The organism is Paenibacillus sp. MT124 (assembly GCF_058792755.1).
Genome location: NZ_CM179500.1, coordinates 1,215,515 through 1,239,429, shown reverse-complemented (window position 1 = coordinate 1,239,429; position 23,915 = coordinate 1,215,515). Strand labels below are relative to the sequence as shown.

At 48.2% G+C, this 23,915-nt stretch carries 22 protein-coding genes; 14 read left to right on the top strand and 8 right to left on the bottom strand.

Annotated elements, in window-relative coordinates; genetic code table 11:
• Positions 1–100 precede the first annotated feature (100 nt).
• Both AC3RCI_RS05685 and AC3RCI_RS05680 read right to left on the bottom strand, forming a co-directional pair.
• The gene (locus tag AC3RCI_RS05685; protein ID WP_127538072.1) at positions 101–805 is read right to left on the bottom strand and encodes a hypothetical protein; all 705 of its coding nucleotides are present in this window, start codon (positions 803–805) and stop codon (positions 101–103) included.
• A gap of 207 nt (positions 806–1,012) precedes the next feature.
• Positions 1,013–1,180 (bottom strand): hypothetical protein, encoded by a 168-nt coding sequence (locus AC3RCI_RS05680; protein WP_170948122.1) that lies wholly within the window; start codon positions 1,178–1,180, stop codon positions 1,013–1,015.
• 302 nt (positions 1,181–1,482) lie between these two features.
• Between AC3RCI_RS05680 and AC3RCI_RS05675 the strand changes: the two genes are divergently transcribed.
• The 7 genes from AC3RCI_RS05675 to AC3RCI_RS05645 all read left to right on the top strand — a co-directional run bounded on the left by AC3RCI_RS05675 (position 1,483) and on the right by AC3RCI_RS05645 (position 7,156).
• Positions 1,483–1,941: a hypothetical protein gene (locus AC3RCI_RS05675; protein WP_492527925.1), complete on the top strand. Its 459-nt coding sequence runs from the start codon at positions 1,483–1,485 to the stop codon at positions 1,939–1,941.
• 18 nt (positions 1,942–1,959) lie between these two features.
• Positions 1,960–2,664: an AIM24 family protein gene (locus tag AC3RCI_RS05670; RefSeq protein WP_127538070.1), complete on the top strand. Its 705-nt coding sequence runs from the start codon at positions 1,960–1,962 to the stop codon at positions 2,662–2,664.
• Positions 2,665–3,011: 347 nt separating this feature from the next.
• Complete coding sequence (gene queC / locus AC3RCI_RS05665; protein ID WP_492529808.1) at positions 3,012–3,692, top strand: 7-cyano-7-deazaguanine synthase QueC; 681 nt, start codon at positions 3,012–3,014, stop codon at positions 3,690–3,692.
• Complete coding sequence (gene queD / locus AC3RCI_RS05660; RefSeq protein WP_492472090.1) at positions 3,689–4,180, top strand: 6-carboxytetrahydropterin synthase QueD; 492 nt, start codon at positions 3,689–3,691, stop codon at positions 4,178–4,180. Before queC ends, queD begins: the two co-directional genes overlap by 4 nt.
• A complete protein-coding gene (gene queE / locus AC3RCI_RS05655) occupies positions 4,173–4,952 on the top strand; it encodes a 7-carboxy-7-deazaguanine synthase QueE (protein ID WP_336781172.1) in 780 nt (259 codons plus the stop codon). The genes queD and queE overlap by 8 nt, the downstream gene beginning before the upstream one ends.
• A gap of 164 nt (positions 4,953–5,116) precedes the next feature.
• Positions 5,117–5,590, top strand: coding sequence for a preQ(1) synthase (queF, locus tag AC3RCI_RS05650; RefSeq protein WP_183523012.1), 474 nt, complete (start codon positions 5,117–5,119; stop codon positions 5,588–5,590).
• A 291-nt stretch (positions 5,591–5,881) separates the two neighbouring features.
• Entirely contained in the window at positions 5,882–7,156 is a 1,275-nt protein-coding gene (locus tag AC3RCI_RS05645) for an MFS transporter (RefSeq protein ID WP_095288916.1), read from the top strand.
• 104 nt (positions 7,157–7,260) lie between these two features.
• Here AC3RCI_RS05645 and AC3RCI_RS05640 read toward each other — a convergent pair whose 3' ends face one another.
• Both AC3RCI_RS05640 and AC3RCI_RS05635 read right to left on the bottom strand, forming a co-directional pair.
• A complete protein-coding gene (locus AC3RCI_RS05640) occupies positions 7,261–8,106 on the bottom strand; it encodes an EcsC family protein (RefSeq protein ID WP_430198388.1) in 846 nt (281 codons plus the stop codon).
• 280 nt (positions 8,107–8,386) lie between these two features.
• Positions 8,387–9,310 carry an S-layer homology domain-containing protein gene (locus AC3RCI_RS05635; RefSeq protein WP_471772407.1) on the bottom strand — a complete coding sequence of 308 codons (924 nt, stop codon included), beginning with the start codon at positions 9,308–9,310 and terminating at the stop codon, positions 8,387–8,389.
• Between the two features lie 356 nt (positions 9,311–9,666).
• Between AC3RCI_RS05635 and AC3RCI_RS05630 the strand changes: the two genes are divergently transcribed.
• The 4 genes from AC3RCI_RS05630 (at position 9,667) to AC3RCI_RS05615 (ending at position 14,743) form a co-directional block, all read left to right on the top strand.
• Positions 9,667–11,415 carry an ABC transporter ATP-binding protein gene (locus AC3RCI_RS05630; protein ID WP_336781176.1) on the top strand — a complete coding sequence of 583 codons (1,749 nt, stop codon included), beginning with the start codon at positions 9,667–9,669 and terminating at the stop codon, positions 11,413–11,415.
• Between the two features lie 106 nt (positions 11,416–11,521).
• The gene (locus AC3RCI_RS05625; protein ID WP_336781523.1) at positions 11,522–13,267 is read left to right on the top strand and encodes an ABC transporter ATP-binding protein; all 1,746 of its coding nucleotides are present in this window, start codon (positions 11,522–11,524) and stop codon (positions 13,265–13,267) included.
• Positions 13,227–13,847 (top strand): DUF5381 family protein, encoded by a 621-nt coding sequence (locus AC3RCI_RS05620; RefSeq protein WP_492527923.1) that lies wholly within the window; start codon positions 13,227–13,229, stop codon positions 13,845–13,847. Before AC3RCI_RS05625 ends, AC3RCI_RS05620 begins: the two co-directional genes overlap by 41 nt.
• 107 nt (positions 13,848–13,954) lie before the next feature.
• Positions 13,955–14,743: an MBL fold metallo-hydrolase gene (locus AC3RCI_RS05615; RefSeq protein WP_492527921.1), complete on the top strand. Its 789-nt coding sequence runs from the start codon at positions 13,955–13,957 to the stop codon at positions 14,741–14,743.
• Positions 14,744–14,808: 65 nt separating this feature from the next.
• Here the strand turns inward: AC3RCI_RS05615 and arfA are convergent, their stop codons facing one another.
• Positions 14,809–16,314: an arabinosylfuranosidase ArfA gene (arfA, locus tag AC3RCI_RS05610; RefSeq protein ID WP_095288907.1), complete on the bottom strand. Its 1,506-nt coding sequence runs from the start codon at positions 16,312–16,314 to the stop codon at positions 14,809–14,811.
• Positions 16,315–16,491: 177 nt separating this feature from the next.
• On the opposite strand from arfA, the gene AC3RCI_RS05605 reads away from it, so the two are divergent.
• Entirely contained in the window at positions 16,492–17,400 is a 909-nt protein-coding gene (locus AC3RCI_RS05605) for an ArsR/SmtB family transcription factor (protein ID WP_492527919.1), read from the top strand.
• 138 nt (positions 17,401–17,538) lie between these two features.
• On the opposite strand, the gene AC3RCI_RS05600 is transcribed toward AC3RCI_RS05605, so the two are convergent.
• The 3 genes from AC3RCI_RS05600 to AC3RCI_RS05590 all read right to left on the bottom strand — a co-directional run bounded on the left by AC3RCI_RS05600 (position 17,539) and on the right by AC3RCI_RS05590 (position 21,328).
• Entirely contained in the window at positions 17,539–18,330 is a 792-nt protein-coding gene (locus tag AC3RCI_RS05600) for a C40 family peptidase (protein ID WP_127538058.1), read from the bottom strand.
• A 500-nt stretch (positions 18,331–18,830) separates the two neighbouring features.
• Entirely contained in the window at positions 18,831–20,534 is a 1,704-nt protein-coding gene (locus AC3RCI_RS05595; protein WP_492529806.1) for a methyl-accepting chemotaxis protein, read from the bottom strand.
• Positions 20,535–20,776: 242 nt separating this feature from the next.
• Positions 20,777–21,328, bottom strand: a complete 552-nt coding sequence (locus AC3RCI_RS05590; RefSeq protein ID WP_492527917.1) for an undecaprenyl-diphosphatase — start codon at positions 21,326–21,328, stop codon at positions 20,777–20,779.
• Between the two features lie 181 nt (positions 21,329–21,509).
• Here AC3RCI_RS05590 and AC3RCI_RS05585 point away from each other — a divergent pair, with 181 nt between their 5' ends.
• Together AC3RCI_RS05585 and AC3RCI_RS05580 are read left to right on the top strand one after the other, a co-directional pair.
• Complete coding sequence (locus AC3RCI_RS05585; RefSeq protein ID WP_492527915.1) at positions 21,510–22,487, top strand: LCP family protein; 978 nt, start codon at positions 21,510–21,512, stop codon at positions 22,485–22,487.
• 121 nt (positions 22,488–22,608) lie between these two features.
• Positions 22,609–23,865, top strand: coding sequence for an acyltransferase (locus AC3RCI_RS05580; RefSeq protein WP_492527913.1), 1,257 nt, complete (start codon positions 22,609–22,611; stop codon positions 23,863–23,865).
• Positions 23,866–23,915 lie beyond the last annotated feature (50 nt).

Below are 23,915 nucleotides of genomic sequence, written 5' to 3'. Positions count from 1 at the left end.
TAATCATGATATATAGTACATTCGACTCACTCTTTATTTTCACCTTTAAATTCTATGTAGAAACATTCATTTTCATATCATTCTCAATAGTCCTTTGTCCCTACTCACATAACATGGTTTTTCCGTGGCTATTATACGCTCCACCATACGTGATTCCGTAGTGGTAACGCAGCTTCTCCACAATTTCGGCTTCTTGGTAATAATCCAGATCCTGCTTTCGTGCTGCCTCAATCAACAAGGCATCTGCATGCCTGCGAAGCAGATTGCTTCCCTCTTGTGCACGACCCCTTTCATAGGCCCGCAGGGCTTGTTTAATCAACGGCACGGTCTCGCTTAGTTTAATCGTCTTCTCCACCTTCGGGTCCTCCGGCTGCCTTAACATCCCCAGGTGGCTTGTATATTGAATATACAATTGCTCACGGCGCAGCAGCACTCTCTGACTCTGCTTCACTTTACGTGTGCTCCAGTAGGCAGAGCATATGGCTGCTTTTCCAGACACACGAGGGCCCATGGCAAATTCGAGGAGAATTTGTTTACTCTCCCCTTTGTATACATCGCCGAGCCGCAGAATCCAGCCGATGTCGGTCTCCTTTGATCGGCAACCATAAATCCCTTTGAGTTCAATTCCAAATTCCGGTTTGAGCAAAAGTTCCATGTCTCTTGACACAATTTTAGGTGCTACTTTCCTAAGTCTTTTGGCAGGGGCCCCGTAACGCCATTCCACCATCATATATACGGGGTCGGCCCCCCCTGTCGGTATGGCCTCTCTGTTCCACGAATAACATACTTCAAAGACTGAGTTCACTGGTAGTCTCTCCCCCGATTTATGTGTATTATCTTATAAGTTATCAGGGTGAATGGACACTATATTGTCACGGAACATATGTTCCCGTAATATTTTTACATTAAAATGTTTTCACATCCCTAAATCCGCCTAAATCCGACATAAAACGACGAAAAAGCTTGGCATTATGCCAAGCTTCCCCGCTTCATATTTATGACAAGTCCCAACTTACACGGTAGGCTGATTCATTCCCATCTCTGTCATGGATGCTGCCCATTCCGGTTCTCTCACAGGCGCGTAAGTCACACTATCAATGATTAGTTTACGCCCGATTGGCTCTCCGTTTACGGTAATCATAATCGTTTTGGTTGGTGTCGTTTGCTCTGTTGTGTACATATATTTCTTCTCCTTTATTCACGATCTTATTCTAAAAATCGGATATATTATTATTTTTATTATTTTCGTCATTGTGAATGGAAGCACCCGGAACCGGGGTAATGATATTATGTTTAAACTGTCCGCGCGCTGCCTTGAACGTATATTACCCTGTTGCACATTGAATTAAACAAATGATCCTTCCTGAAAATTTGCAATGTACTGAACCCAACACGCCGCTTTTGGCGTATAATGTAAGAGCCGTATTTCAACAAATGACGACGAATTCGGCAGACGAAAAACCTCACCGAAAGAAGGTGCCAATGATGCCACAACCCATGAAGGGTCATTTCATTCGGGTGTTATTCACCACATGCATTTTATTTACCGTTTCACTTTCATCTACAGTAAGTGCAGCTAGTGCCAATATATTCTCTGACATATACAGCGGGTGGGAACGCGTTTCCGAGCTCCCCGGTGAAGTGAACGCCCTGCAGGAAAGCTACCAGCAGACGCTGAACCAACTGAATGAAACCTCTGCTCAACTGGGACAAGCCCAGGCCAATGTTGAAGCATTCAAGGCCCAGAATGAGCAGTTAATAGAACAGAACCAGAAGCTGACCGATATGGTCACGAAACTGCAGGAAGATCAAGATGCCAAAAATGCCACGACCAAGCGAATTCAAACGATGATTATTACCGTCATTGTCCTCATATTAGGCTATTTTGTTCTGATTCGCGTGATGCGCTGGGGAATGCGTCGTCGTTCGGGCCGAGCCTAAAAGAACAGGAGCAAGCACATGCACATACACCTGAACACTGCCGAGGCCGGCGGAGCTGGACAAGTGGTAACCTTCTCGCTGGTCCAGAATGACCGGCTTCATATTTTGCACCCGCAGCAAATCGTAGCCTTTCGCGGATCGAGCGGCAGTCGCAATGACAAGTTCATGAACATCTCAGGCATGGTCCGCAAAAAAAAGCTGATCAAATCCGAAATCACTGGCCCCTGCCAATTTGTGGCTGCACTCCCTCCCGGTTTTACCATGAAGGAAGTGGAGCTCACCGAGGAGAGTGATTTGCTGTACGACTTTCGGCATCTCTTCTTTTACTCAGACGGAGTCAGCATGCATACCAAGATCCAGAAGATCAAGAACATGCTGATCACGCAGGATGCTGTCAAAATGAAATTCTCAGGCAAAGGCAAGATTGGACTGTTAACCCAAGGCCAGGTCTGCCAGCAGGAATTACATCCTACTGCCCCGCTTTACGTAGATGCAGGCAGTATCATAGCCTATCCCGAGAATGCCAAGCTGGAACTCACGGTGTATGGAAATAATCTCGCCAGTCAGCATATGAACTACCACTGGAAAATGACGGGACAGGGCTCGGTGCTCTTCCAGGCAGGACGGGAGAATAGCAGACTCGAACGGGACCTGAATGATGAAGGACTGTTCAAACGCATCCTTAAGGAAGTCATTCCCTTCGGTAATGTAATCATTAAATGAGCCGCCCGGTGCTCTCCGCATTTATTACACATGCGGGGTAGTCACCGGGCGGTTTCGTGTTATAATGGTTCAGACAATTGAAGAAGAAAATCCATGCCTCCTGGCATGGGAGAGGTTCGCGAACTCCCTCTATAAGACTTGACCTTTCGCAGGTCATTACAAGTCTTGCGTACACCGTGTATGACGTACGTAAAAAACTAAGGACACTTTTACCGTGCTGTTTTTTTAGCAGCCTAAGGAAAGGTGTGTTTTTTGATGGATGCCAGTTCATGAACTTCTCTGTTCTTCCGACACTCTGTGCCTAGGTGCATGGATTGATCTTAAGAAGATGGAGAGGTTTTTTTATGTTGAACGAAGAAAAAGCGGTCGTCGTATTTAGCGGCGGTCAGGATAGTACCACATGTTTGTTTTGGGCCAAACAGCAATTTGCTGAAGTTGAGGTGGTGACCTTCGATTATGGACAGCGTCATAAGCTGGAGATCGAATGCGCCGCTGCGATTGCACACGATCTAAATGTACAGCAAACCGTGCTGGACATGAGTCTGCTTAACCAGCTCGCACCTAATGCATTGACCCGTACAGATGTGGAAATTACGCATGAAGAAGGCGAGCTGCCCAGCACATTTGTAGATGGCCGCAACCTGCTTTTCCTCAGTTTTGCCGCCATTCTCGCCAAGCAAAAAGGAGCACGTCATCTGGTCACTGGCGTATGTGAGACCGATTTCAGCGGATATCCGGATTGCCGGGATTCGTTTGTTAAATCCATGAATGTGACGCTAAACCTGTCGATGGACTACCCGTTTGTCATTCATACTCCGCTAATGTGGCTGGATAAGGCCCAAACGTGGAAGATGGCTGATGACCTTGGTGCCTTCGATTATGTACGCGAGCGGACACTGACCTGCTATAACGGGGTTATTGGAGATGGATGCGGTGAATGCCCTGCATGCAAACTGCGCAAAGCAGGATTGGATCGCTACGTGGAGCAGCGCTCTGCTGGGGCATCTGTAGGAGCAGATGGACGATGAGAGAGCCAGGAACATTCCGCATAGTTGATCATTTGCAGCGGATTGGGGAGGATATTCTGCCTTCACAGCTGCGTTATCACCGCAAACGTGTGCTGGTCAGCAAAGAGTTCACCTTCGATGCTGCGCACCACCTGCATTGTTATGAAGGCAAGTGCAAGAACTTGCACGGCCATACGTATAAAGTCGTTTTTGGCATCAGCGGTTATCCGGGCGAGACCGGACTGACAGTTGATTTTGGACACATCAAGGATATATGGAAAACACAAATTGAAGGATATCTGGATCATCAGTATCTGAACGAGACGCTCCCCCTCATGAATACCACGGCTGAAAACATGGTCGTCTGGTTGTTCGAACAAATGGAACACGCGCTTCAGACTGAACCCTATGCAGGACTTACGGAAGGCGGCCGAACCGAATTTGTGCGTCTCTACGAGACACCAACCAGCTACGCCGAGGCTAGACGGGAGTGGATGATCGATGAGTAGTGTGCAAGAAAACGTGAGCGCTGCTTCCTCCGTACAAAGCAAAGAAGCTCGCATCCCGGTTATGGAAATTTTCGGTCCGACCGTTCAAGGCGAAGGCATGGTCATCGGACAGAAAACCATGTTTGTTCGCACCGCAGGCTGCGATTATCGCTGCTCCTGGTGCGATTCTGCATTTACCTGGGACGGCAGTGGCAAGGACCAGATCCAGATGAATACACCAGAGGAAGTATGGGCTGAACTGCGCCGTGTTGGCGGTTCGCGATTCTCCCATGTCACCATCTCTGGTGGGAACCCTGCCCTGCTGGCTTCGCTGGGCGGGTTGGTTTCTTTGCTCCGGCAGAATGGCATCCGCACTGCGGTGGAGACGCAGGGCTCCCGCTGGCAGTCTTGGCTGGCTGACATTGACGAAGTCACCGTCTCTCCCAAGCCGCCTAGCTCGGGCATGGACACTAACTGGGACGTGCTGGATGACCTCATTAAGCGATTGTCCACAGGCCCTGCAGGACGCAGCCACAGCCTGAAAATTGTCATCTTCGATGAAGCAGACTTGGATTATGCCCGTCGCGTGCATGAACGGTATCCGGCTACCGATTTGTTTTTGCAGACCGGAAACCCCGACGTCACTTCTACCGAGACGCCAGATCTGGCTTCGTCGCTGCTCGCCCGTTATGAGTGGCTGATTGATCAGGTAAGTGCATCAGATGACCTGAACGATGTTCGCGTGCTACCACAGCTGCACACCTTGGTGTGGGGAAACAAACGCGGCGTTTGATCGGCTCCATGGACAGCTTCGTGGAATGGGCGGCATGATGTAATTTTTCGTAAACAACCAGCGGCTTCATATTTATAACTTGGAATCCCTATCATATATACCGGAGCGCTTCGCGCTTGAACGGAACAAGGAGAGTTAACCCATTGACAAGACAACCTGATGAAATGAAAGATGTAACGCTGCTGGGTAACCAGGGCGTGAAGTATACGTTCGAGTATGATCCCGGCATTTTGGAAAGCTTTGATAACAAGCATCCTTACCGCGATTATTTTGTAAAATTCAACTGCCCGGAATTCACGAGTCTGTGCCCAATCACGGGTCAGCCTGATTTTGCCACCATTTATATCAGTTATATTCCCGATGTAAAAATGGTAGAGAGCAAATCGCTTAAACTGTATCTGTTCAGCTTCCGCAACCATGGGGATTTCCACGAGGATTGTGTGAACATTATCATGAACGACCTGATCAAGCTGATGGATCCGCGTTTTATTGAGGTTTGGGGCAAATTTACGCCGCGCGGCGGCATTTCCATTGATCCGTATACGAACTACGGCAAGCCAGGAACCAAGTATGAACAGATGGCCGAGCATCGGATGATGAATCATGATATGTATCCGGAAACGATTGATAACCGTTAATTTCCAGGCACTTCTGTCTTCCTGTGAAGTTATATGAAAAATAATAGAACACTCAAAAGCCGAACTCTTCATTCCGAAGAAGTTCGGCTTTTATTTATGTAAAACCTGAATCGATCAATGCATAGATCGAACTTATAAAGAACGGTTAATATAATATATTATTTATTTTCTAGAATTCACCTGTTCCCCTTGTCGCTTCCAACAATCTATCCTATTATGTAACAATATGCTTAGGCACACTACATTATCAGGCGCTGATCCTTCGTGACCGCGACCAAAGGAGAAAAGTACATGTCCATGCAAACTTCATTATCCAAGGACGCTGCCATGCGTTCGAAAAACCAACCCGGATTGGATGCCCAGAGCACCGTTTACCGGATCTTGATTGCCATCAGTCTGGTTCACTTGTTTAACGATTCGATCCAGTCTGTCATACCGGCTATTTTTCCAATCCTGAAAGACTCCATGCATCTTACATATACACAGATCGGATGGATATCCTTCGCTATCAACTTTACCGCATCCATTATGCAGCCTGTTGTAGGCTGGTTTGCAGATAAGAAGCCGACGCCTTCGATATTGCCGATCGGCATGGGCTTCACGTTCACCGGCATGCTTTTGCTGGCGTTTGCTGACAGTTATATGGCTGTCCTGATTTCCGTTATCTTTGTCGGGCTTGGTTCGGCAGCTTTTCACCCGGAAGGTTCCCGGGTATCCCATATGGCCGCAGGGCCTCGTCGGGGTCTCGCTCAATCCATCTTCCAGGTGGGTGGCAACGCCGGACAGTCTCTTGCTCCACTCTTGACGAGATGGATCTTCATCCCGTTCGGTTTATTCGGTGCCATCGGATTCACCGGCATTGCAGCCATGGGGATTGCCGTACAGATCTATATTGCCCGCTGGTACGGCCGCATGCTGCAATCCGGAGGTTATCTTCGCAAACAGGCAGCTGCCCGTCGTGCTCCAAATCCCGCACTTCGCAAAAAGATAGCGGCTGCCATCACGATTCTGATTATGCTGGTCTTTGTTCGTTCATGGTATGTCGCTTCCATCGGCAGCTTCTATGCGTTTAATCTGAAGGAATTGTTCAGCCTCTCCACAGAGGATGCACAGATCTACATCTTCCTGTTCCTGGCCGCTGGCGCACTCGGCACGTTCTTCGGAGGTCCACTGGCAGATCGCTTCGGCAAACGCAACATGATTTTCCTGTCGATGGCCGGAGCCGCTCCACTTGCGCTGCTGCTGCCTTATGCCAATCTGTTCTGGACCGGGGTACTGCTGACCATTATCGGATTCATCATGCTATCCAGCTTCTCGGTGACTGTCGTTTATGCCCAAATGCTCATTCCGGGCAAAATCGGAACCGTCTCCGGATTAATCACTGGGCTCGCATTCGGTATGGGAGGACTCGGTGCACTTGTCCTGGGAAACTGGATCGATGTGTTCGGTGTATCTCCAGTCATGCAGATGTGCAGCTTCCTGCCGCTGATCGGCATATTCACCTTCCTGCTGCCTTCGGATAAGGTATTGAAACGCTGGGCGGATGAAAACGGCAGTGAGGAATAAACAAGGATACTACTACACTTCTATAAGCTTCATAAACGCCAAAAGGGCTCCCGTCGATCTGGTATACAGATTGACGGGAGCCCTTTGATTTATTACATCGTTTATTACTTCAAGCGCTGAAGAATCAGCCTTTTTTTGTATAACATTTTACCTGCTTCGGCAACATCGCTAATCGTATTTTTGTTGCTTACCGAACCAAACACCATGCCGGCAATCGGGATAAGCTGGAATAGCTTTTTCCAGCCAAAGGATTCACTATAGGAATTGAAAACCTCACGCCAGCCCTGCATTTGTGAAACGACCTGTACTTGCTTGTCCGGATTGTCATACTCGGCCAGTTCATCAATAATTGCCTTCTTGCCTACGATGTCGGCAGAGGAGAACTGCAGGCACTTCACAATGAATATCCGTTCCTGGGGATCGTCGGGATCATATCCGTAACATAACGCCATCTCTTGCAGTACCTTCAGGGAAAGCCCCATCACCATCGGGATATCCGCTGCGATCGTTACGATACCGCCAATTCCTGTTGCGGCACCTTGTGCTGCGGCAAATTTGGTTCTGCTCTCCGTAATGTTGTCGGCAACGCGGTCCAACACTTCAAGCGGCAGATTTTCTACACTATGAATTTTTGCAGTCCCTTCTGCTTGGGCATCCTCTTCCAGACGATAGGTATGGTCCTTCATGGAGTAACCCGATCTCTCCGCTTCTTCCTGAAGCAGCTTGGCTACCTTCTTTTTCTGAACGAGAAATTTGCCGCCGTTCTGTACATACTGCCCAACTTCGTTCAGTGCATCACCAATTTTCTGTTTGATTGCTTTTGGCATGACTTTATCCAGCATCGCAAATGGCAAACGCCCGATTTTATCCCAAATGAACAAATCCTTCTGTTCCTTTTCCCACTTTAAGATCTGCTCAAGCTCCTGATCCAATGTTTCACGTGAATCCATATGTGATCCTCCTGTATGTTCGATTAATTCTTTCAGCTATGGATTGTATACGTTGAAAAAGGATTCTGGTTACAACTGGTACATCAGCTCAATTCGATTGGTTCGACTATGAACCGCAAGAGGAAACACAGGACTAATCATAGATAGAAGCTAATCCAAACACACCAAAAAACCCACCGTCCATGTTGATCTGGCCGCGGTGGGTTTTAAGTATCTTCTAGCGATGAAGTTATTTCTTACATCATCAATCTAACAATGTTCATTCCCAATACAATGGGTCTTACTTGCCGGAAGGCTGTACTTCAGCAGTATACCCGGCTGGAATATCCGTCTCTGCCGTAACTTCCGTGATAACCATCGGATACATCATGTCCGGATCCGGCTGAACGATGGAATACAGCACGATCGCACGTCCATCCTTCTCCAGTTTGACGTCATCAATCTTCAAGCCGTAGCCAGGATGAGGCATTTCAGCAGTGAGCTTCACTTTGGTTGTTTTGTCATCAACCTTGGTTGTAGTCACTTCAGGTACGATGGCTTGCTGGCCTTCCCCCGGAGTCTCTGGAGCTGGCTCAGCTGAGCCGCCATTGCCATGCTTATCCACAAATTCAAGTGCATTGAAGATCATGCTTGCAGCCTCCATACGGGTAAGCGACTGATCTGGACGGAAGTTGCCGTCCTTATCCAGTTCAATGATGTTCATGTTCAGCAGGTTCTGGACTGCAGATATGGCGTCCTTACCAATTTTATTTTCGTCCTTAACAAAATTATACTTCATAATAACCGGATAATTCCCGGTTGTGTTGATGCCTTCATGAAGCAAAATAACAAATTGCTCGCGTGTCATTTTGCCTTGTGGATTCAATTCTACCGGAATCGACAGACCATTCTGGGTTGCAGCCTGTACAGCATCTGCATACCAGGTATCCGGGCTAATTTTGTTTTGCGCGGATGCCGCAGCATATTCATTCTTCAATCCAAATGCCTTTACAATCAATTGAACACCCTGCGGCTCGGACAACGCCTGATCCGGACGGAACAGATCCGCCGTTACACCACTGACAACCCCTTTGGATTTCAGGGAATCCACGATGTTTTTTTGCCCTTCATCAGTTACGTCCGAAAAAGCGAATACAGAAGCACCTCCAGCCGTCAGAGAAACGCAAAGCGCAAGTGTTGCAGCCAATCCTTTTTTATGTTTCATTTCCTGGCACCTCCTAAGTTTAGTAAACCCTATTTTTGACTTCTTCAATCAAACAGACGGGACACCCTCAGAAAATGTTTCAGAGAATTCGACATTAGGGTAATCTTGTGCAAAAAACTACATATACATGTCTGCATGGCCTGCGAATTTTCACTTTCATGCTCTTCTTCCTGGCTTCGTTGACAATGATTCGAATTAGCGCAAAAATAAGAAAAGAAGAAATCATTCGTTAACGGATAAATAGCAAACTGGATCGCATAAAGTAAGAGGGCACGACGCGCTAATTATAGGTGTCGGCCCTTTTCTTGCCTCCGTACCTTACCTAACTTTCACCTGAACAAAGGAGAACCCGAGATATGTCCAAGACAGGATTGCTTCGAAGCTATGTCGTCTCCAACTGGCCCGTGTATCTGACTGCCGTTGTGCTGATCATTGCCTCCAATGTCGGTCAGGCCTCTTTACCCCGTATTCTGGGCAGTTTCACAGACCAGCTCATGCAGAATGCGCTTCAAATGAATACGGTCATCCGTTACAGCCTATGGCTTCTGGCCATAGCCATCGCCTACAATCTTCTCTTCGGAACAGGACAGTTCATGATTATGCGGCTTGGACGCCGCTTCGAATTCATCACACGCGAACGCATTTTCGGCAAGTTTTCCGAATTGAGCGAGCACTACTTTTCCAAGCAGGGAAACGGAAAACTGCTCAGCTATGTCATGAATGACGTTACCTCCGTGCGCGAAGCCATTTCCAACGGGGTGACGATGATGACAAACGCTACATTTCTGCTGATCTCCTGTATCGTCATGATGCTGCTTAGCGGCATTCCAATGAGCCTGATTCTGATCAGTATCATTCCCTTGCTGGCCATACCCTTTCTGGTTGTGTTCTTTGGCCCCCGCATCCGTAAGCGTTCTCGCGATGTGCAGGATGCCCTTGCGAACATGACCGAATCTGCGGAAGAGCAGCTCGGCGGAATTCGCGTGACGAAGACGTTCGCCATTGAAGATGGTGCCCGTGCACGATTCGGCGCAACTGTAGATGCCATTAAGGAAAAGCAATTGCGACTTGTGCGCCTCTCTTCCCTGTTTCAAGCGCTGCTGCCACTGCTTGGGGCCATCTCACTCGTTGTTTCCCTGCTTGTCGGCGGTATTCTGACGATGCAAAATTCCATTACACTCGGAAGCTTTGTTGCGTTGACACTATATTTGCGGATCATTATGGGACCACTTCAGCAGATTGGCAATGTGATCAATACCATGCAGCGATCGGGAGCGTCCCTTGAACGGGTGAACGATCTGCTGACAGAAAAACCGGATGTCCGGGAAGTCTCCGGGGCCAAAACCCTGAATGCCGTGAATGACATTACCATTGAAGACTTGTCCTTCTCCTACCCGGGGAGCTCAGCTTCTGCTCTTAAGCACATCAGTCTGAAGATTGCCGCAGGACAGACCGTGGGCATTGTGGGCAAGACCGGCTCTGGCAAAAGCACCCTGGTCAAACTGCTGCTTCGTACATATGAACCGCCTGAAGGCACGATTCGTATGAATGGCACAGACATTCGGCAGCTGTCGCTGGAAAGTCTTCGTTCCCGCATTGCCTATGTCCCGCAGGATGGTTTCCTGTTCAGCACCACCATTCGTGACAATATCGCATTCAGTGACCGGGAGGTACCGCTGGACACCGTGGAACGCAGTGCAAGGCAGGCCATGATCTACGACAACATTATTCGCTTCCCGGATCAGTTCGACACCCTGCTCGGTGAACGTGGACTAACGTTGTCCGGCGGTCAGCGCCAGCGAACCAGCCTGGCACGGGGGTTGATCAAAAAGGCTCAGATCCTCATTCTCGACGACAGTATGAGTGCCGTTGATGCAGTAACGGAAAGTGGCATTCTGCGCAGCCTGAAGGAAATTGGCAAAGGAAAAACTACCCTGATTATCTCCCATCGCATCAGCGCCGTCCGTCATGCGGATGAAATTATTGTGCTGGATGAGGGACACATCGCTGAACAAGGCACGCACTCGCAATTGATGGCCGCAGAGGGCCTCTATGCTGCGACCTACCGTTTGCAGGAGGAGGGATTGCATCATGAAGGATCATAAGACTGGCGCCCATACCGAAGCGAACCCCGTACCTCATACCTCAGCCGGGAACCATACGGGTTCGGGCACAGAGAAAGAACTCAGCAAGCGTTCATCGTTTAAAGCGATGATGAGCTACGCCAAACCTCATCGATTTGCGTTTTTGGGCATCTTTTTATGCTCCTTGCTCGGGATCTCCGCCGATCTGCTCCAACCGTACCTGGTCAAAATCGCCATTGATGATCATCTGGCAATTGGCCAGACCAGCGTGGGATTTCTTATAAAACTGGCTGCCGTCTATCTGGCACTGGCTGTAATCAGCTTTATTTTTACCTATATACAAAACAACCTGCTGCAGCATGTCGGTCAGAACATCGTCTCCCGCATTCGCAAAGATCTCTTTCGGCACATTTCCAAAATGTCCATGTCCTTCTTCGACCGCTTCCATATCGGAAGTCTGGTCACGAATGTGTCCAGCGATACGGAGACAATCAGCAGTTTCTTCACCCAGGTACTGCTCAGCCTGATTCGGGATGGCATGATGCTGGTGCTTATTATCTTCTTCATGTTCCAGCTTGATCCGGTGCTCGCAGGTTACTCGCTGATTGTACTGCCCGTTATCGCCATTGTGGCCATCCTGTTTCGCAGCAAGCTGCGCCAGGCCTATCAAAATGCCCGTACCCGTCTCTCCCGCCTGATTGCTTTTACAGCGGAGAACCTGTCCGGCATGTTTCTGATTCAGGCCTTTCACCAGGAGGAGGAACAGAAGAAACGCTTCACAGAGCAAAACAAGTTACACTTGAAGGCCAACATTACGCAGGCCCGTTCCAATGTCATCTTCAACCGGACGTTTGACATTCTGGGCAATGCCGCTCTGGTGATGATGGTATGGCTTGGTGGACGCGCCGTGCTGGGCGAATCGCTGCAGGTCGGTGTACTTTATGCATTTATCAGCTACATCCGCCAGTTCTTCCAGCCGATCAACCAGATTACGATGCAATGGAATACGTTCCAGTCCACTACCGTATCCATGGATCGGATCTGGAACATTCTGAATACCAAACCCGAGGTCGCAGATCCAAAAGCAGAGACCGCTTCCTCACTGGACCCCCGGGACGTGATGGGACAAATTGATTTTAACGATGTGTCATTCGGCTACCGGGCAGACCGCCCACTCATTCAGCATCTGAATCTGCATCTCTATCCAGGAGAAATGGTTGGCATTGTGGGTACAACGGGAGCTGGCAAGAGCACACTGATCTCCCTGCTCAATCGGTTCTATGATGTCGATCAGGGCAGCATTGAAATCGACGGCACGGATATCAGGCAGCTGCCTCAGGCCAAGCTGCACCGTATTGTGGGGCTTATTCAGCAGGAACCCTTTCTATTCTCAGGCTCCATTATTGACAATGTCCGCATGTTTCGGGAGGATATTACGAGAGAACAGGCAATCGAAGCCTGCCGTTTTGTCGGGGCACACGCCATGATCTCACGGCTGCCGCAAGGATACGATACCCGCCTCTCGGAACGAGGTAGCGGTCTGTCTGCCGGGGAACGTCAGTTAATCTCTTTTGCCCGCATTGTCGTATTCCAGCCCCGTATACTCATTCTCGATGAGGCAACCGCCAATCTGGATTCCCATACCGAGCAGCTGGTGCAGCAGGCACTGGAAACGGTATCTCAGGGTCGAACGACGATTGTCATTGCACATCGGCTGTCTACCGTCATGCACGCAGACCGGATTCTGGTCATGGAGCATGGCGAAATTGTCGAGGAAGGCTCGCATCAGCATCTGATCGAAGCCGAAGGCATCTACGCTGATCTATACGCCCATGCACGGGAGACCGGTGGTGACACGGCAATTCCGGGGTAATGAATGCCAATCTGTGCCGCCTGCGCTGCAGTGCGGCATAGTTTGCTTATGGGGCAAAGATAATAAGGAGGAGTGGCTTCTGCAACATGAAACAGCTGAGTTTGGTGATCAGCATTTAGGCTATCGCCGGAGTACTGTGCTCTGGAGGAGCGCATTGTGTCTTATATTTTTACTGTTATGTGCTGCTCTACTCTGGATTAATGATGTTGAATACGCGGAAAAATGGGAGAAATTGCCCTACACGATTGCTGCCATTATTGGCATGTGGATCGTAGGTCCACTGTTTTTCATGTTTTTGTCGGGCTTAACCAGACGATCCACCGTGTTATTCTCTTGGAATGATGAAGCACTTGTTACACAGGGAAGGACTGTTCCTTGGCATACAATACGTCATGTAGAACTTACATCATCCGGGGCCAGCAGTTGGATGTTATCCGCCGCGCCCATACTCGCCCTGCATCTGAAGGACGGTAAACGGCTTTACATCCGCACCGGCCATTTACTTACCGCCAAAGAATTGCTCCGTGCCGAGATTCTGCTTCAGTTAAACCTGCGCGAAAAGCAACAACGAGATACTTGAAGCTTACTTCTCCGACTCAGATCTTGGTTATGCGTGTTATTTACCGCAAAAACGGGTTGTATACCATATAGGAGAATATATACCTATCATGAAGGAGTGCAGCTGCAATGAAAATTCAATTGATTCGTCATGCCACCCTGTGGCTTGAATATGCCGGTCTAAATATTCTGGTTGATCCGATGTTGATGGATCCTGAAGAGATGCCTGCCTTTCCCAACACACCTAATGATCTACGTAATCCGAGAGCTGCCTTGCCAGAAACAGAGACCGATTACACCAATCCAGACTTGGTGATTGTTACCCATACCCACATCGATCACTGGGATGCAGTTGCAGCGGAACGGCTTCGGAAGGATGTGCCTTTACTGTGTCAGCCTGGTGATGAGAACATATTTATCGAAGCCGGTTTTACGAGCGTTCAACCGGTGGATGAGAAATATGAGTTCCATTCCGTGCGTTTTGCACGAACATCAGGCCAGCATGGGACAGGGGAAATCGCGGAGCGGATGGGCAACGTATCCGGTTTTGTGCTTGAGGCCGATGCCGAACCCGTATCGTATATTGCCGGAGACACAATCTGGTGCGAAGAACCGGCCGAGGCCATAGAGCGATACCAACCGGAAGTGATCGTTGTGAACGCGGGAGGTGCCCGTTTTACCCAGGGTGATCCAATCACCATGGACGGACCGGATGTAGCTGCTGTGAAGCGGCATGCACCGGATGCACATGTTATCGCCGTTCATATGGATGCCATTAACCATTGCATGATGACCCGGTTGGATCTCGCCAGTTATCTGGCTTCCGAACAGCTGGACGGGCAGGTTCTCATTCCCCGGGATGGCGAAAGTTTCGTATTTGATTCAAAATCGGAGCTGGGTAAAGACCCGTTAAATTGAATAGTAAAAAGGATGTTCCCGTCACGTCATGACGGAAACATCCTTTTCTTCAATTACACTTATTTTTATTGAATCTTCAAACGGATCACGTTCCAGGAAGCCTTCGCCAGACTTGCAGTAACCAGCGTGCCCGACACTTCTGCCCCGCCGCGGTTATGTGGAGCCACCCGATTCGGCTGTGCAGCCGTATTCACGGCTTTGAGGTCGTCACTTTCCAGTACGATATGCTCCAGCAGGCTGCATTGTCCGAAGCTGCGCAGATCGACTTCAAGCTGAAGAGAATCTTCCAGGTGACGGTTCACGGCAAATACAGTTACTTCACCCTGCTCTTCATTATGCACCGCAATCCCTTCCAGGTACGGTACATCCGTAATTTGTTTCGTATCGTACTTCGCTGATTGAATCAATGGCACAAGTGCTGTTCCACGTCCAAAGACGGAAGCGTGCATAAACGGATAGAAAATGGTCTGTCTCCAGGCAGCACCACCTGTGTCCGTCATGATCGGCGCGATAACGTTGACCAATTGTGCGAGGCAGGCCATCTTCACGCGATCCGCATGCTTAAGCATGCTAATCAGCATACAGCCCACAAGCAGCGCATCTTCATGGTTGTATACATCCTCCAGCTGCGGAGGTGCAATCTGCCACGGATCCAGCTTCCTGTCACTTTCATTGGAATGGTACCACACGTTCCACTCATCGAAAGACAGATACATCGTTTTCTTGCTGCGCTTCTTCGCCTTGATGTAATCACAGGTTGCCATGACGGTCTCAATAAACCGATCCATTTCCAGCGAACGCGCCAGGAAGGTAGGCGTATCATCATCCGCGTTACCATAATACTGATGGAGTGACAAGTATTCCACATGATCATAGGTATGATCCAGCACAGTTGCTTCCCATTCCGGGAACGTTGGCATGCCCAGTGAAGAACTTCCGCAGGCAACCAGCTCAATCGTTGGATCAGTCCATTTCATGACTTTCGCTGCTTCAAGCGCAACCCGTCCATATTCTTCTGCCGTTTTGTGACCGATCTGCCATGGGCCGTCCATCTCGTTACCCAAGCACCAGGTCTTGACCGCATGCGGCTCCTTGTAACCATGCTTGATCCGCAGATCACTATAATATGAACCTTCCGGATGGTTGCTGTACTCCACGATGTTCCGGGCTGCATCTACGCCCCGTGTGCCCAAATTGACGGCCATCATGACTTCGGAATTCGCAAGTTTGGACCAATCCACGAACTCGTTGAAACCGAATTCATTGGTCTCAATGGTTCTCCAAGCCAGCTCAAGTCTGCGTTTGCGTTCTGCAACGGGTCCTACGGAGTCTTCCCAATTGTAACCGGATACAAAGTTACCCCCAGGATAGCGTACAATCGGCACCTGCAGCTCCTTGACCATCTCCAGCACATCCGTACGGAATCCCGCTTCGTTCGCAGAGGAATGCCCCGGCTCATAAATACCGCCATATACGGCGCGTCCGAGATGCTCAATGAATGAACCGTATAAACGTTTATCGACTGCACCAATCGTGAAATCCTTGTCTACCGTCATTTTTGCTTTTACCATCGTGAAGTTCAGCTCCTTAAGATTAATAAAAAAATTAATTGATAATCTATGGATCAACGTTCATATTTATATTAAAATCGATTATAAACCTAATTTCAACCTGAATTTTTAAAAATGTTATTCTTTTTGATGGATTTATGTTTAACTTAATTCTATATCCAATAATGGAGGAACCCCATGATTAGAGCAAATACGGATGCCGAATGGCTGCCCTTATACGAAGCACTTGCCAGTGAAGTGCGCTTGCAGATTATACGACTTGTTGCCGAGAACCCAATGAACGTAAAAGATATTGCTGCCTCACTTGGACTAAGCAGCGCCATCGTAACGATGCACGTTCGCAAGCTGCAGGATGTCGGAATCATTCAATCCAAGATGGTCCGCAAGGACGGCGGTACCCACAAAATGAACAGCCTTGCGATCGACTGGATCGGCATCTCCATGCCGCAGGATACCGGTATGTCGAACAAGATGCATGAGGTTGCTGTACCCGTCGGGCATTATACCCATTTTGACGTTTATCCCACCTGCGGCCTGGCTACAGTCAATCATGTGATCGGGCAATATGATGACCCGCGATATTTCCTGGATCCCGAGCGGATGCACGCCAATATTCTCTGGTTCGGACGTGGATTTGTGGAATACAAAATTCCAAACTACCTCTTACCGGGACAGCAGATCAACTCGATTGAATTATCGCTGGAGATCGGTTCAGAAGCGCCTTCGGTCAATCCCAATTGGCCCTCGGATATTACCTTTATGCTCAACGGAATACAGGTCGGTGAATGGACTAGCCCAGGTGATTCAGGGAATGGCCGCGGCGTATTCACGCCTGACTGGTGGAGTGAAAGTGTCAATCAGTATGGCATGCTGAAAGTGCTGCGGATCACGCAGGAAGGTACGTTTATTGATGGACAGCGCGTCTCTGAAGTAACACTCTCGGATATTCCGGTCGAGCGCAATCAATGGACATTGCGATTGTCGGTAGAAGAAGATGCCCAGCATGTAGGAGGTCTTACCTTATACGGTGAGGGATTCGGCAACTATAATCAGGATATACTGTTCCGTCTCTACTACCAGGATTAGAGGCTTGAAAAGAAAAACCAAAAAACCTTCCATCTGCCTGTTCGGCGATGATGGAAGGTCTTTTTTGCTGTATCCTTTTTCCGTCACTCAGTTCATTCGAATTCAAAGCGAGCCTGGAACTATCAATAATAACTAGCTTTACAGTGCACTTCCGCCATAGAGGAAGCGATGTTCCCAGTGCTTGCCGGAGATGTCACTGGTCGTTACTCCGCCACCAGCATTGGAATAGGTGTGCAGTATTTTTCCGTCGCCAAGATAGATTCCGACATGCGTAATTCTTGCCGTAGACTTGTTCACCCCAGCATAAGAGGAAGCTTTCGTGCCTTTATACGACATAAAGAACATCAAATCCCCACGCTTGAGTTTTTTCCAATCCGTCTGAACGTTACCTTTGCCTTTTACATAAGTCCCCTGCTGACGTGAATCTGCAGGAAGCTTGATCCCAAGGGCATCAATAAATGCCTGGCGCACAAAGCTGGAGCAGTCGAACGTAGCCGTACTGTTTCTGCTCGCTCCGAACTCATAAGGCGTTCCCCAATATTTCATCCCAGCAGCAATAACTTTCTCCACAGCTGCGCTGCCTGTTACAGAAGTGCTGCTGGAACCCGATGTCGTTGTGCTGCCGCTAACGGCTTTGGTGTATTTAGAAGAAGAGGATATGTATCCTGTCCGGTTGCTGGAATCTTTTACTTTATACCATGCGGATCCGGATTGTTGAAGTACGGTAATGGTTTCCCCTTTGCCCACCATACGAACTACACTCGCAGAAGATGATGGTGAAGTACGCATGTTAACTCCCCAGATCACTTTCAGTTTGGCGTTTTCGGCCGTTGCTGCGGATACCGGTGCCGTTAGTGCTCCTGTCGTCAGACTTCCCATCAGCATCGTTGCTGTTAGACTCGCGGTAATGATTTTACTTTTCCAGTTCATGATGTCGTGTTCCCCCTGATGTTACAGAATTTTAACCTGGCTTCGTTCTCTCCGGGCTTGCCCCATTGTAAACGGGCTGTCCATCGTGATCATCAGACCAAAGTCCTGTATTCAACTCAGGCTTATTGAGCACTAAGGATCAGGAGTTAAACCGGCATCAACTTGAAAAACAACATGAATATTAAGCATGTTCTAAAGGTTAAAATATTGTAACTATTTGATACCACTTCGTTTCCAGCTGCTACGGATAGGTTATTTCAACTAAAACAGTATATAGGTCCATATACCCACCATCACATTTGCAAATTCCATAAGTGGTAAACATTACTACGTCTAAAATCAGCAAAAACTGCCGCTTTATTGATTCAAATTCCTAAAAGCTGCTTCAGGAATTCCTTCCCTTCTCGAAAAGTAGATAGGTCCATATTGCTTTAGAGCAAAAAAAGACGGTTACTCATGACGCAGGTCTGCGCGCATGAAGTAACCTTCTCTGATATTTTCTATACTTTGAATTTATTGACCTGTTCTTGCAATTCTTCTGCCATTTTGGAGAGAGAACCAGCCGATGACGCAATCTCTTCCATGGAAGCCAGCTGTTCTTCAGTTGCTGCAGATACATTGTGTACCCCGCCTGATGCTTCTTCAGCAATATTGGAGATTTGATCCACATATCGAACCACTTCATCCGTACTTGCTGACATTTCTTCGGATCCGGCAGATACTTCCTGAATTTCACCAGCGACCTTGTTCACTGCTTCTGAGATTTGCTCGAAGGCTTGTCCTGCCGCAGTTACCATCTCTATTCCGGCTTCTGTTTCACTGCTGTTCACTTTTACGGCCTGTACCGCATGGTTCGTGTCATTCTGAATGAGCTGCACCAGGTCCGTAATTTTCTGTGCGGATTCCGATGATTCTTCTGCCAATTTACGAACTTCTCCGGCAACAACAGCGAAACCTCTTCCGTGCTCCCCTGCACGTGCAGCCTCGATCGCAGCATTCAATGCAAGAAGGTTGGTTTGACGGGCGATATTGTTGATGACCTCCGTGATGCTGCCAATCTCTGCAGAACGTTCTCCAAGCCCGGTTACGAGCTCTGTAAGTGATGCAATGGACGTACGCACGGATCCCATTTGATCCACAGCCTGCTGGATAATCATATTCCCTTCAGCCGATTGGTTCGCAGCATCCACAGCCGATACAGATACACTCTGAGCAAGCTCTGCAATCTGTTCTGAACCGATGGCCATTTCGCTCATCGCCTGGGAAGAACGTTTCACAATATTCACCTGGTCAGATGTGCCCACAGCAAGCTGCTCCACAGTTGCGGAAATTTGCTCGGATGCCTGCGTATTTTGCTCTGCACTCGCAAGCAGTTCTTCCGACGAAGCAGCTACCTGCTCGGATGTCATGGAAACGGACTGAATCATCGCACGCAAGTTGCCTGTCATTGTATTGAAGGAAGCAGCCAGCGTGCCAAGCTCATCCTTATTTTTAAGCGTAATCGCTTCACCGGTTAGATCACCGTTTGCAATACGCATTGCCGATTCGTTCATCTTCTGAATTGGTCTCGAGATGATACTTGCAATGAAGAAAGCGATAAAGAGTGCAATCAGAAAGGCAATAATGGTTACTACCAAAATGATAATAAAAGCACTATTGGCTTCATCCAACGAGTCAGCTGTAGCTTGTCCCGCTAATTCATTACTCATCGTAATTAGCTGAGCAATAGTATCATTGGCTGTATCCCATAATGGAAATGCCTCTGAATGTAGCCTGCTAGCTTCATCAAAGTCGTTAGCCATACCTCGTTCGACAAATCCAGACATTTTGGCCAAGTAGGCCTCATAGTTCGTACTGAACGTATCATATAGCGCCATCGCTTCGGCATTGCCCTTAATGAGCTCAAGCAGCTGTTTTCGCTCATCCTCAATCTTGACTTGGAGCTGCTCTAAAGATTCACTTATCTCTGCGATTGAATTCTCATCCGTCTCAACAATGGCTGCAAGAGCCTGACGCTCTACGTCTGAAACATCGCCGTTCATCATCCCAAGCAGCCTGACGCTTGGCATCCACGTCTGATCGATCTCTTCAGAAGTATCGGCCATCCCCTGAATCTGCGTCAAGGCATATGTAGTTACAAAGGCAAACAGTGCGACTACAACCAGAAACCCAGCCAACAACTTCATCCGAATGGTCAATCCCATTTTCCCCAACGCGTTTTCCCGCGTGCTTTTCATATTCCCCACTCCCAACTTGGCCATAAACCAATACGTATGAATAGTATATCGACATCTATCGACATGAATTGTAGATATTCGAATTTAATTTTCATCAATTTCATGTAACTTCCTAAAAACAAAAAAGCCTCAAGTCTTTGGCACAGCCAAAACTCAAGACTTCAATGTATATATCCCCCAATCCTTGTCCCCACATCATAAACGCTATTCTAACGGAAAACTCTCCGATGGATATGGATAAAGAAATCAGGAACCGACTTCGTATAGTTACGCGTTGTGATCAGAATGACACTGACCAGACTGCCCAGAATAAATCCGCCAAGAATATCTCCCGGATAATGCACACCTACATATACACGCGATACCCCAGTCAGCACAGCAAGCAGCAGCATCCACCATCCGAAACGACGTCCGATGAAAAATGAAGCGGCAGCAAGGGCAAAGACAAATGAAGCATGCTTGCTTGGAAAAGATGGATCCGGTACATGCGGCACCAGCTGATGTACATTCCCTTCCACAAAGGGTCTTGGATGACCAACGGCTGGAGAAATGCCCCATTTGGCAAGAACAAGAGCTACAATAGATGCTACACATGCATAAAAGACAATACGCTGCTTGGGCGGATTACCCAGGAACCAGACAATAACCAGAAGGGCAATCATAATCCACACGGCATATTCTGCTGAAGTGATCATAAACCAGTCCAGAAGCGGAGCCCGGTCCGCAAACTGGTTGATCCAGTTAAAAACAGATTGATTCATAATTGCGTTCATACCTCCATGACATAAAACGTGATTCGTTTTTACACTATAATACCCACCAACGATTTGTCAAACAATGCACCAGCTGACCGAATATTCGAAATCAAAGGGGACATTTTCCTTACTTTTTGTTAAAATAGTCTGGGTTACATATCAGTTCAACAATAGAAAGGTGAAGATTATGCTTAAAAAATGGTTATGGGGGACAACCCTAACCCTGGCACTTGCCGTAACAGGTGTCCTCGTATATTACGGATATTCCATTGTACATTTTGCCAATAGTATCTCAACCGCTTCAGGTACTTCCTCATCGTCTACATCCAATCCTCAGACAGACCTTGGTACGGACACTACAACAACACCAATTCCCAAGTGGGAAGGCAAGGAACGCGTAAACATCCTGCTTCTCGGGGGTGACTCCAGAGGTGATGATGCAGGGCGCTCCGATTCGGTCATGGTGGCTTCCATTGATCCGGTGTCCAAACGAGCGCATTTATTCTCTGTCCTGCGAGATACATATGTGGAAATACCCGGACATGGCAAAAGCCGGCTTAACGCAGCTTTTTCATACGGAGGCGCTGAATTGACCAAACAAACGGTAAGCAATCTGCTGGGCATTCCGATTCAGCATTACGTATACACGGACTTCATCGGCTTTATGGCTCTTGTCGATGCCGTAGGCGGCATTGATATTGATGTGGAAAAAGACATGTACTACACCAGCAAAGCTGACAAACATATGTATGACATTGATCTCAAAAAAGGACTTCAGCACATGGACGGCAAAACGGCCCTCCAATATGTTCGTTTTCGGCATGATGCCACATCGGACTTCACGCGCACCGAACGGCAGCGAATTTTCATGACCGAGCTTGCCAAGAAGCTGCAAACCACTACCTCCCTCTTCAAAATTCCGGAGATCCTGGAGGCGGTTGCCCCTTATATCGAAACAGACCTCAGCCCTACGCAGATGCTGAAGCTGGCTTCGCTCGGGTTTGATATTAATGTCAATGAAGTGGACAAACAGCAGATTCCACCTAATAAATTGTTAACCAACGAGCTTGCAGGTTCTGCCCAGGTTCTGGGCGTGGACAAAAATAAACTCCAGGCATTCATTCAAAATCTGTTTGAGGAAGATGCTCAGGCAAAGCAACAATAAATAGAAAAGCGGCGGCCATTTGGGCCGCCGTTTTTTTATCCTTTTTTCACCATTTAATCTCCTCTTAATGTTGAGATAGTACCCTTTAATGATGTTGTGTATTGGAAGGAGGCGGGCCATCTTGGGTAAACCGCGTATAGAAGAGTGGACGCAGCTGCGCGGGATCGCGTTTCTCGCCATCGTCATGCAGCATAATATTGCGGAATATATCTATCGTTCAGATATTGAACAGCCGGATTCCGTCATGCTGACCATGATCTATCATCTCACCCGGTTCGGAACGCCGACCTTTGTCTTTTTGTCCGGTGTGATGCTTTTTTATCATCATCGTCAGGTCAAGCCGGAATACCGTCCATTTATCCGAAAACGATTTGGGGATATTTATGTCCCTTTTGTTCTCTGGACACTGATCTACTGGCTGTCTGTTCGCATGTTCACACCTGCATTTTGGCTCTCGGGCACGCCTGATATACGCAGCCTAATCCGCGAGCTTTTCATCCCTCAGACAGGATATCATCTCTGGTTTGTCATTATGATTTTTCAGTTTTATGTGTTATTTCCCTTGTTCCGGCTCGTGGTTCAATTCGTGAACAGCCAGCTTACCAAAATCACCAGAATAACGCGCATGCATTCCGTTCTGTTGCTTGTTCTGCTTGCAGCGGGAATGTATAGCTTGCTGATGAAGTGGTCCTATTACGACATGGCCAGCTGGACAGCAGCACTTACGAAGCCCTGGTCGACATTGCTGGAGTATCGTTCCTATTCCTGGGTAATGTACTGGTTCTATTTTTTACTTGGGGCAGTTTGCGCTTGGGCTGTAGACACTTGGAGAAACTGGACCATTCGTGCACTCCCATGGATGATTAGTCTTTTCATTGGCATGTACTTCTGGCTGGGTTACGATGTGCTCAGAGGGTCTGGGGATATCGTTAATCTTAATATATCGACATATCTGAAACCGACAACGTTCATTATTATTATGGCGCAGATGTTCATGTTATATGGATTCCTTGTCCTATTACGAGGTAAAACAACAAAGTTTCTGGGCGCGCTCACCTGGATCGGCCGCTATTCGTTCGGGGGATATCTTGTGCATGCTCTGATTATTTATGCGATCGCCTACTTCACCAGACCACTCCAGCTTGGCGGCTGGCATCTGCCCGTAACCTTGCTGTCATTTCTGGTGACAACTGCCACAGCGCTGGCCATTAGCTATGGACTATCCCGGTTACCAGGTTCCCGGTATACGGTTGGTTTGCAGCGTAAGCGGAGCCGGAACTCGTCTGTTCAAAGCTCCGATCCTGTAGAGCCTCGGCTTAAAGCCGGATCAGTTACACCGCTGAGTGCAAGTGCAGGCCATTCTTCCGAAACAAGATAGAAGAGCTGATCACATAACATAGTCTAGTAAAAGTAAAACTCAGTCAACCT

Coding starts and splice junctions, on each gene's coding strand:
- AC3RCI_RS05680 (WP_170948122.1), bottom strand. CDS start 1,180: ATGTACACAACAGAGCAAACGACACCAACCAAAACGATTATGATTACC.
- AC3RCI_RS05670 (WP_127538070.1), top strand. CDS start 1,960: ATGCACATACACCTGAACACTGCCGAGGCCGGCGGAGCTGGACAAGTG.
- AC3RCI_RS05625 (WP_336781523.1), top strand. CDS start 11,522: ATGATGAGCTACGCCAAACCTCATCGATTTGCGTTTTTGGGCATCTTT.
- AC3RCI_RS05675 (WP_492527925.1), top strand. CDS start 1,483: ATGATGCCACAACCCATGAAGGGTCATTTCATTCGGGTGTTATTCACC.
- AC3RCI_RS05590 (WP_492527917.1), bottom strand. CDS start 21,328: ATGAATCAATCTGTTTTTAACTGGATCAACCAGTTTGCGGACCGGGCT.
- AC3RCI_RS05615 (WP_492527921.1), top strand. CDS start 13,955: ATGAAAATTCAATTGATTCGTCATGCCACCCTGTGGCTTGAATATGCC.
- queF (WP_183523012.1), top strand. CDS start 5,117: ATGAAAGATGTAACGCTGCTGGGTAACCAGGGCGTGAAGTATACGTTC.
- queE (WP_336781172.1), top strand. CDS start 4,173: ATGAGTAGTGTGCAAGAAAACGTGAGCGCTGCTTCCTCCGTACAAAGC.
- AC3RCI_RS05620 (WP_492527923.1), top strand. CDS start 13,227: ATGCACGGGAGACCGGTGGTGACACGGCAATTCCGGGGTAATGAATGC.
- AC3RCI_RS05630 (WP_336781176.1), top strand. CDS start 9,667: ATGTCCAAGACAGGATTGCTTCGAAGCTATGTCGTCTCCAACTGGCCC.
- AC3RCI_RS05640 (WP_430198388.1), bottom strand. CDS start 8,106: ATGGATTCACGTGAAACATTGGATCAGGAGCTTGAGCAGATCTTAAAG.
- AC3RCI_RS05595 (WP_492529806.1), bottom strand. CDS start 20,534: ATGGGATTGACCATTCGGATGAAGTTGTTGGCTGGGTTTCTGGTTGTA.
- AC3RCI_RS05645 (WP_095288916.1), top strand. CDS start 5,882: ATGTCCATGCAAACTTCATTATCCAAGGACGCTGCCATGCGTTCGAAA.
- AC3RCI_RS05585 (WP_492527915.1), top strand. CDS start 21,510: ATGCTTAAAAAATGGTTATGGGGGACAACCCTAACCCTGGCACTTGCC.
- arfA (WP_095288907.1), bottom strand. CDS start 16,314: ATGGTAAAAGCAAAAATGACGGTAGACAAGGATTTCACGATTGGTGCA.
- AC3RCI_RS05605 (WP_492527919.1), top strand. CDS start 16,492: ATGATTAGAGCAAATACGGATGCCGAATGGCTGCCCTTATACGAAGCA.
- AC3RCI_RS05600 (WP_127538058.1), bottom strand. CDS start 18,330: ATGAACTGGAAAAGTAAAATCATTACCGCGAGTCTAACAGCAACGATG.
- queD (WP_492472090.1), top strand. CDS start 3,689: ATGAGAGAGCCAGGAACATTCCGCATAGTTGATCATTTGCAGCGGATT.
- AC3RCI_RS05635 (WP_471772407.1), bottom strand. CDS start 9,310: ATGAAACATAAAAAAGGATTGGCTGCAACACTTGCGCTTTGCGTTTCT.